This is a genomic window from Streptomyces sp. NPDC006265 (assembly GCF_040613555.1).
Taxonomy (GTDB): Bacteria; Actinomycetota; Actinomycetes; order Streptomycetales; family Streptomycetaceae; genus Streptomyces.
Genome location: NZ_JBEXSH010000397.1, coordinates 1 through 7,965 on the forward strand (window position 1 = coordinate 1; position 7,965 = coordinate 7,965).

7 protein-coding genes are annotated in these 7,965 nt (G+C 73.2%); 4 read left to right on the forward strand and 3 right to left on the reverse strand.

Annotated elements, in window-relative coordinates; all coding sequences use genetic code 11:
• The coding region (locus ABZ281_RS27870; RefSeq protein ID WP_356659795.1) for a DNA-binding response regulator at positions 1–829 on the reverse strand (829 nt) is incomplete at its 3' end.
• 205 nt (positions 830–1,034) lie between these two features.
• On the opposite strand from ABZ281_RS27870, the gene ABZ281_RS27875 reads away from it, so the two are divergent.
• The 4 genes from ABZ281_RS27875 to ABZ281_RS27890 are packed head-to-tail and all read left to right on the forward strand — an operon-like array spanning position 1,035 to position 6,272.
• Positions 1,035–2,045, forward strand: coding sequence for a sugar ABC transporter substrate-binding protein (locus ABZ281_RS27875; RefSeq protein ID WP_356659797.1), 1,011 nt, complete (start codon positions 1,035–1,037; stop codon positions 2,043–2,045).
• Positions 2,046–2,055: 10 nt separating this feature from the next.
• On the forward strand, positions 2,056–3,564 hold the full coding sequence (locus tag ABZ281_RS27880) for a sugar ABC transporter ATP-binding protein (RefSeq protein ID WP_356659799.1): 1,509 nt from the start codon (positions 2,056–2,058) through the stop codon (positions 3,562–3,564).
• A complete protein-coding gene (locus tag ABZ281_RS27885; RefSeq protein ID WP_356659801.1) occupies positions 3,561–4,544 on the forward strand; it encodes an ABC transporter permease in 984 nt (327 codons plus the stop codon). Before ABZ281_RS27880 ends, ABZ281_RS27885 begins: the two co-directional genes overlap by 4 nt.
• A 30-nt stretch (positions 4,545–4,574) precedes the next feature.
• Positions 4,575–6,272: an amidohydrolase gene (locus ABZ281_RS27890; protein ID WP_356659803.1), complete on the forward strand. Its 1,698-nt coding sequence runs from the start codon at positions 4,575–4,577 to the stop codon at positions 6,270–6,272.
• Positions 6,273–6,282: 10 nt separating this feature from the next.
• Here the strand turns inward: ABZ281_RS27890 and ABZ281_RS27895 are convergent, their stop codons facing one another.
• Together ABZ281_RS27895 and ABZ281_RS27900 are read right to left on the reverse strand one after the other, a co-directional pair.
• The gene (locus ABZ281_RS27895) at positions 6,283–7,164 is read right to left on the reverse strand and encodes a metal ABC transporter permease (RefSeq protein ID WP_356659805.1); all 882 of its coding nucleotides are present in this window, start codon (positions 7,162–7,164) and stop codon (positions 6,283–6,285) included.
• A partial coding sequence (locus ABZ281_RS27900; protein ID WP_356659807.1) for an ATP-binding cassette domain-containing protein occupies positions 7,161–7,965 on the reverse strand: 805 nt, incomplete at its 5' end. The genes ABZ281_RS27900 and ABZ281_RS27895, both read right to left, overlap by 4 nt.

Genomic DNA, 7,965 nt, shown 5'->3' on the forward strand with positions numbered 1-7,965 from the left:
CCTCGAGCTCCGGGTGGCTGAGCCCGGAGTGCAGTTCCGTGGGCGTGTCTTGCTCCAGCATCGCGTCCGCCGCGAGGTAGGGTCCGGCCGGATGCCGGTGCAGAACGACCCGCCGCCAGCCTCCGCCGGCCGGCCACAGCAGCCGCAGACGCTGCCCGCCCGTGCCGGCGAAGGCGTGCAGCAGCGCACCGAAACCGCTCTCCTCCCGCAGCACCCCGGGGCGGTCGCGACCGGGCAGGTCGAGGACGCGGCCGTCGCCGGTGACCAGGCACGCCGCCTCCTCACCCGCCAGGCCGTGCAGGTCACCGGCGTGCGCCAGCGGGTCGGCGAAGGCGGCCAGGGCGGGGATCACGGAGGCGAGCAGCCGCCGCGCGTCGGTGTCATAGGCGTTCGCGCTCTCCGTGGAGAGATGGACCAGGCCCACCAGCCGGCCCCGCTGCCGCAGCGCCCCGGTGACGCCGTCCCGGAAGCCGGCCGGGCGGACCCGCTCGGCGTAGAACCAGCCGTGCCGGAAGCGCGGACCGGCGTCCTCGGAGTCCTCGGCGTCTTCCGAGATGGACGGCGGCAGCTCCCGCCGTACGACGTTCCGGTACCAGGGGGTGGCGACGAACTCGCCGGCCAGGGCCTGCGAGGCCTCGGCCGTGTAGCCGATGCTCGCGATCTGGACGTGGGATCCGGTCAGCGGGTCGATCGAGAGCAGGGTCGCCGCGTCCAGGGGCAGCGCGCGGGCGAGTTCGCACAGGGCCTGCGCGGAGGCCGAGATGGTGTCGCGCTCGCGGGTGAGCATGCCGATGCGGGCGGCTGCCGCGATCTGGTGGTGGCTGGTCATGGCGAGCCTCCGGGCGGCTCGGGCACAATGTCGTTTGGGGTCTAACGATAGGGTTGCCGTCCGTGTCCGGCAAGGTGTTCACCGAGTCCGGCCCTACCCGCAGTCGGTATTTGTACGGATGGTGCGGCGTTCCCTGCGGGGCTTTCCTGTTCGGCACAGCCGGACGCCCGCTCCAGTCGGGCCCGCCCCTCGGAGAGCCCACGCCATGACCCCACCCCCGTACACCGTCTCGCGCAGACACTTCCTCGCCCTGTCCGCCGCCACCGCGCTGGCCGCCGCAGGCTGCTCGGCGCCGGAGAGCACGGCCTCCTCCGCCAAGCCCTCACGGTCGGGCGGTACCCGCCTGACGAAGATCGGCCTCGACTACCCCTTCACCCAGCTCCCGCTCTATTCCACGCTGGTCAAGCTCTCCACCGCCCGGGGGAAGCAGCACGGCATCTCCCTGCTGACGACGAGCGACAACGCCAGCGCCGACACCCAGGCCACCAACCTCAACACCTGGGTCGCCCGCAAGGTCCCGGCGATCGTGTCCTTCCCCATGGTGTTCGAGGCCGCCGAGCCCATCGCCGAGGCGGCCCTCGACGCGGGGCTGATCTGGGTGACCTACGGCGGCTCCCTGGAGCACCAGAGCGCCGACATCCGGTTCAGCTTCCGCGAGGGCGGCACCCTGCTCGGCCAGGCCGCGGCGAAGTGGGCCCAGGAGCACCTCGGCGGCAAGGGCAAGATCGCCTTCCTCACGGACAGCACCATCGAGCTGGGCCGCGAACGCACCAAGGGCATGATCGACGCCTTCACCAAGGCCGCACCCGGCGTCGACGTGGTGGCGCGGGAGCAGTCCATCGACCCGGACACGGGCCTGTCCAAGACGAGGGCGATCCTCGCCAAGCACCCCGACCTCAACCTCGTCCTCGGCGTCACCGACGCCGCCGCGTACGGCGGGTTCAAGGCCCTCCAGCAGGCGGGCCGGGCCAAGGACGACGCGAAGACCTTCGTCGGCGGCCAGGACGGCTCCGCGCCCTCCCTCCTCGCCGTCAAGCAGGGCACGTTCTACCGGGCCTCGGCCGCGCTCGCGCCGAAGGACATCGCGGCCGCCATCGTCGACGTGCCGCGCGCGGTCGCCGCCGGAAAGACGAACGCCGGCGCCGAGGTGCCGATCACGCTCGTCCAGCGCGCCGACACCGCCCGGATCGACTCCCTGCTCGCCCAGAACGCCTAGGGCGGGCGCCATGACGACCACCAACCTCCGCATCAGCGGCCTGACGAAGTCCTTCGGCGGTGTCAGGGCCCTCGACGGTGTGGACCTCACCGTCCCCGCCGGCCAGGTGCACGCCCTGCTCGGCCACAACGGCGCCGGCAAATCCACCCTCATCAAATGCCTGGGCGGCGCCTACCCGCCCGACGCCGGAACCATCGAGGTCGGCGGGACGTCGTACAACCGGCTGACCCCGCGCGAGTCCATCGCGTCCGGCGTGGCGATCATCTTCCAGACGCTCAGCGTGGTCGAGGCTCTGACCGTGGCGGAGAACATCTTCCTCGGCCAGGAGTGGACCCGGCGCGGCCGCATCGACCGGCGCGCCCAGGAGGAGGTCGCCGCCGGGCTGCTGGAGCGGGTGGCCGCGAAGTGCTCCCCGCGCGACCGGGTGGGCGATCTTCCCATGGGACAGCGCCAGTTGGTGGAGATCGCCAAGGCCCTCAGCCGCAGCGCCGCCGTCCTGGTCCTCGACGAACCGACCGCCGCCCTGTCCGGCGCGGAGACCGACGCCCTGGCGCACCGCGTCGAGGACCTGCGCACCCAGGGCCTCGCCATCGTCTACGTCACCCACCTCCTCGGAGAGGTGGAACGGCTCGCGGACGCGGTGACCGTCCTGCGGGACGGGCGGGTCGCCCACCACGCGACGGTGGCGGGGCAGACACGACGGGAACTGGTGGAGGCGATCGCGGGACGGACGGCGCAAGCCCTACCGAAGTCCCCGCGACCTCCCGCCCCGCCCCGACTCGTCGCCGAAGCCCTGCGAGGACCCGGCTTCGGCCCCGTCGGCCTCTCCGTCGCAGAAGGCGAACGCGTCGGTCTGTTCGGGCTCATCGGCTCCGGCCGCACCCGTATCCTGGAGACCCTCTACGGCAGGCGCCGCGCCACCGCCGGCACGATCCGCGTCGGCGACCGTCCCGTCGCCCCCACCCGGCCGGCCGACGCGCTCGCCGCCGGGATCGCGCTCGTACCGGCGGACCGGCGGGCCCAGGGCCTGTTCCCGTCGATGACCGCGCAGGACAACGCGCTGCTCCCCTCGGTCCGGCCCCTTTCCCGCTTCGGGGTACGGGGGTTGCGCTCCGAACGGCGGGTGTTCGGCGCGCTGGCCACGGCGGTCGGGCTGCGTCCGGCCCGGCCCCGGCTGCCGGCGGCCGCGTTCTCCGGCGGCAACCAGCAGAAACTCGTCCTCGGACGATGGATCAACGAGGCCCGGCAGGTGGACGTGCTGCTGCTGGACGAACCGACCCAGGGCGTCGACGTGGGGGCACGACAGGAGATCTACCGCGTGGTGTCCGCCCTCACCGAGGAACGCGGCACCGCCGTGCTGTTCGCCTCCAGCGACCCCGAGGAGATCGTGGCGCTCGCCGACCGCTGCCTGATCGTCGCCCGGGGCCGGATCGTCGGCGAACTCTCCGGCACCGAACTCACCGAACAGGCCCTGCTGTCGGCCGTTCACGACCCCCAGATCGCCGAAGGAGCAGCATGACCACCGCCGACCCGGCCGTCCCGCGGCTCCGCCCGATCACCACGGGCGGGCTGGCCGCCGTACGCCGCAACCCGCTCCTCGTCGTGCTCGTCGCGATGGTGCTGGTCTTCCAGCTGACCACGGGCAGCTTCCTCGACCCGGCCAACCTGCGCGGCATCGCCACCGACGCCGCCACCCTCGCCATCGTCGCCGTCCCGCTGGCCCTGCTCGTCATCAGCGGCTATCTCGACCTGTCGGTCGGCTCCACGCTCGCCCTCGGCGGGCTGGTCGGGGGCTGGCTGGCGGGGCAGCACCACCAGTCGCCCGCCGTCGCCCTGCTCGGGGCCCTCGCCGCAGGGGCGCTGGTCGGGGCGGTCAACGGCGTCCTGTGCTGCTATTTCGGACTGTCCGCGTTCATCGTCACCCTCGGCATGCTGACCGCCGTACGCGGTCTGGCGCAGCAACTGTTCCCGCTGCCGCTGAGCGGCTTCGGCTCCGGTTTCGCCTGGATCGGCGGGGCCCGCGTCGCCGGGATCGCCGCGCCGGTCGTCATCGCGGCGCTCGTACTGGCCGCGGGCGCCCTGTTCCTCACGCTCACCCCGGCCGGCCGTCACGTCTTCGCCATCGGCGTCAACCGCGAGGCCGCCCACCTCTCCGGCATCCACATCCGCCGCACTCCGTTCGCCCTGTTCGTCGCCACCGGCGTGGCCGCCGCGCTGGCCGGAGCCATCAAGGCATCGGTGCTGGACAGTGCGGTGGCCGGCACCTCCGGCGCCGGGTTCGAACTGACCGTCCTCACCGCGGTGCTGCTCGGCGGCGTCGCCCTCACCGGCGGCACCGGTTCCATCCTCGGCGTCCTGCTCGGCGTGCTCTTCCTCGGCGGACTGCAGAACGGCCTGACCCTGCTGAACGTGCCGACGTTCTGGCAGCAGATGGCACAGGGCGTCGCGCTGGTGGCCGGCGCGGCCCTGGCCTACTTCGCACCCCGCACCGGGCGCTGACCCACCCACCCCACCGAAATGAGGTCATCCATGAGCGACACCGCTCCCACCCTCGTCCTGACCGGCGGTCAGGTCCTGACCGTCGACGCCGGGTTCACCGTCGCCGAGGGCGTCGCCGTGCGCGGCCGGGACATCCTGGCCGTCGGCAGCGACACGGAGATGCGCGCCCTGGCCGGGTCCGGCACCCGGATCGTCGAGCTGGGCGGCCGGACCGTGCTGCCCGGCATCAACGACTCGCATCTGCACGGAGCCGCCTACGGCATGACGAAACCGCCGTTCGCCCTCGACGTCGGCCACCCGGCGGTGCGTTCCCTCGCCGACATCGCCGCAGCGGTCGGCCGGGCGGCACTGGAGGCACCGGAGGGCGAGTGGATCGTCGGCCTGGGCTGGGACGCCGGCTACCTCGCCGAGTGCCTGGCCGACCCGGGCCGCTTCCCGCACCGGCGTGACCTGGACGCGGTGGCGCCCGATCACCCGGTCTGCCTGACCGACTTCTCGTCGCACATGGTGTGGGTCAACTCCGAAGCCCTGCGCCGCTGCGGCATCGACGCGGACACCCCGGCCCCGCCCGGCGGCGTCATCGACCACGACCCCGACGGCCGGCCCACCGGCATCCTGCGCGAGTCCGCCGGCCGGCTCGTCCAGGCCGAACTACCCGCCCCGACACCCGCACAGCGCCGCCAGGCCATCCAGGGCGTGATCCGCGAGCTGCACTCCCGGGGCATCACCAGCTACACCGAGCCCGGCCTCGGCCCCGGCGGGGCCGGCTCCCTCTTCGGTGGCCTGAGCACCGACAACTGGACCGCCTACGCCGACCTCGCGGCGAGCGGCGAACTCCAGGCCCGGGTCAGCGTCCTGCTCCTGCCCGCCCCGATGGGCGGTTCCGCCGACGACGTCCGCAAGGGACTGGCCGAACTGCATCGCCCCGAGTCGGCCGACCCCCGGCTGCTGCGGGCCATCGGCGTCAAGATCTTCGCCGACGGTGTGCCGCCCAACCGCACGGCGTGGATGAGCGAGCCGTACCCGGGCGGCGGCCACGGCGCCCTGTGCGTGCACGGCGACACCCCCGCTCTCCAGGTGCACGAACTGCGCGAAATGATCAGGCTCGGCCACGAGGCCGGCTTCCAGCTCGGCGTGCACGTCACCGGCGACCGCGCCATCGACCTCGTGGTGGACGCCTTCCTCGCGGCGAACACGGCCGCACCCCGGCCCGACGCCCGCCACTACGTCATCCACGGCGACTTCATCAGCCCCGCCGGCCTGACCAAGCTCGCCGCGCACGGTTACGGCGTCAACATGAACCCGGCCATCAAGTGGACCATCTCCGACCTGATGGACGAGGTCGTCGGTCCCGAACGGTCCGCCTACCAGTGGCCGGTGCGCTCCGCGCTCGACGCCGGGGTGCGGGTCTGCGCCAGCTCCGACGCTCCCATCACCGAACCCGACTGGCGCCAGGGCGTGGCCTCCATGATGCTGCGCGAGTCCAAGGCCAGCGGCCGCCCCAGCGGTCCCGAGCAGTGCGTACCCCTCGCCGACGCGCTGCGCGCCTACACGTCCACCGCCGCCTGGCAGGACTTCGCCGACGACTTCAAGGGCACCCTCGCACCGGGCCTGGCCGCCGATCTGTGCGTCCTGGACCGGCCGTTGCTGGGCCTCGACCCGCACGAGATCACCCAGGTGCAGGTGGATCTCACGGTCTTCGACGGGCGGGTCGTCTTCGAACGGTGAGGGCTGCCGCTCAGGCCGCTCGCACCGCCGTGCGCCGCGCTCCCCACCGCCGGCTCCGGTACCGCCCGGCCACCCGGCACACCGCGTAGACCGTGAAGGAGATCGTCGTGACGTAGGGGCTGATGGGGATGCTGCCGCCCAGGGCGAGCAGGATGCCGCCCTCGATGGAGACCACGGCGAACAGCACGCTCAGCACGGGCAGCAGCACCGGCGACGCGGTGACGCGGGCGGCCGCCGCGGCCGGGGTGACGACCAGGGAGAGCACCAGCAGCGCGCCGACGATCTGCACCGACAGGGCGACCGCGAGCCCGAGCACCAGCATGAACGCGAAGGACAGCGTACGCACCGGCACCCCGCGGGCCTGAGCCACGTCCGGATCCGCGCTGGCGAAGGTGAGCGGGCGCCACATCACCGCCAGGGCGGCCAGCACCAGGACGGACGTGCCGAGCAGCCATGTCGTCTGCGGGGTGTCCACGGCGACGATCTGGCCGGTGAGCAGCCCGAACTTGTTGGCCGCCCGGCCCTTGTAGAGGGCGAGGAAGAGCACGCCGAGTCCCAGGCCGAACGGCATGATGATGCCGATCACCGAGTTGCGGTCCCGCGCCCGTGTCCCGAGGACGCCGATGGCACCGGCCGCGAGGAGTGAACCGGCGATGGAGCCCGCCACGACGTTCGCGTCCAGCAGCAGTGCCGCCGAGGCGCCGGCGAAGGACAGTTCGCTGATGCCGTGCACCGCGAACGGCAGGTCTCGCATCAGGACGAACACGCCGGCCAGCCCGCCCACCAGGCCGAGCGCGACGCCCGCGACGAGGGAGTTGCGGACCAGAAGGAGGAGTTGGCCGTAGTCGGTGAAGTCGAAGATCTGGTGCCAGATCCCGTCGGCGAGTGTCATGCGCGCACCCCGTCCGTCTCGTGGGCGGGGTGGTGCGGCGGGCCGGCCGTCTCGTCGGGTGCCCCCGCGACGACCACCCGGCCCCGGACGCGCACCACGTCGACCTGGGTGCCGTAGAGGCGGGACAGCGACTCGGAGGTCAGCACCTCGTCGGGGGTGCCGACCCGGTGGCCGCCGCGGGCCAGGTACAGCACCCGGTCGGCCAGGCCCAGCACCGGGTTGATCTCGTGCGTCACGAACACCACCGCCGTGCCGTGGGAGCGGCGCCGGGCGTCGATCAGCCCGGTGACGGCCCGCTGGTGGTTCAGGTCGAGCGACAGCAACGGCTCGTCGCACAGCAGCAGGCGGGGGTCGGTCGCCAGGGCCTGCCCGATGCGCACGCGCTGCCGCTCGCCGCCGGAGAGCATCCCGAGCGGGACGTCGGCGTAGGCCGAGGCGCCGACCGACTCGAGGATCTCGTCCACCCGGCGGCGGATTTCGCCGGTGCGCAGCCGCGGCCCGAAGCGGTGGCCGTCGATGCCGAACCGGACGAGGTCGCGGGCGCGCAGCATGGCCTGTGCGGACAGCGCCGCCTGCTGCGGGACGTAGCCGATGTGCCGGGCGGCCTCACGCGCGGGGCGGCCGAGGACCGTCAGTGTGCCGGCGGACAGCGGCTGACGGCCCAGCAGCGACCGGACGAAACTGGTCTTGCCCGCACCGTTCGGGCCCAGCACGGCCAGGAACTCGCCGGGCCTTACGTCGAGGTCGAGACCGCTCCACACCTCGCGGTCGCCGTAGGACAGGGCGGCCGCACGCAGTGTG

What these genes read in the sequence shown, in the direction of transcription:
- ABZ281_RS27875 (WP_356659797.1), top strand. Translation starts at nt 1,035, where the DNA reads ATGACCCCACCCCCGTACACCGTCTCGCGCAGACACTTCCTCGCCCTG.
- ABZ281_RS27880 (WP_356659799.1), top strand. Translation starts at nt 2,056, where the DNA reads ATGACGACCACCAACCTCCGCATCAGCGGCCTGACGAAGTCCTTCGGC.
- ABZ281_RS27885 (WP_356659801.1), top strand. Translation starts at nt 3,561, where the DNA reads ATGACCACCGCCGACCCGGCCGTCCCGCGGCTCCGCCCGATCACCACG.
- ABZ281_RS27890 (WP_356659803.1), top strand. Translation starts at nt 4,575, where the DNA reads ATGAGCGACACCGCTCCCACCCTCGTCCTGACCGGCGGTCAGGTCCTG.
- ABZ281_RS27895 (WP_356659805.1), bottom strand. Translation starts at nt 7,164, where the DNA reads ATGACACTCGCCGACGGGATCTGGCACCAGATCTTCGACTTCACCGAC.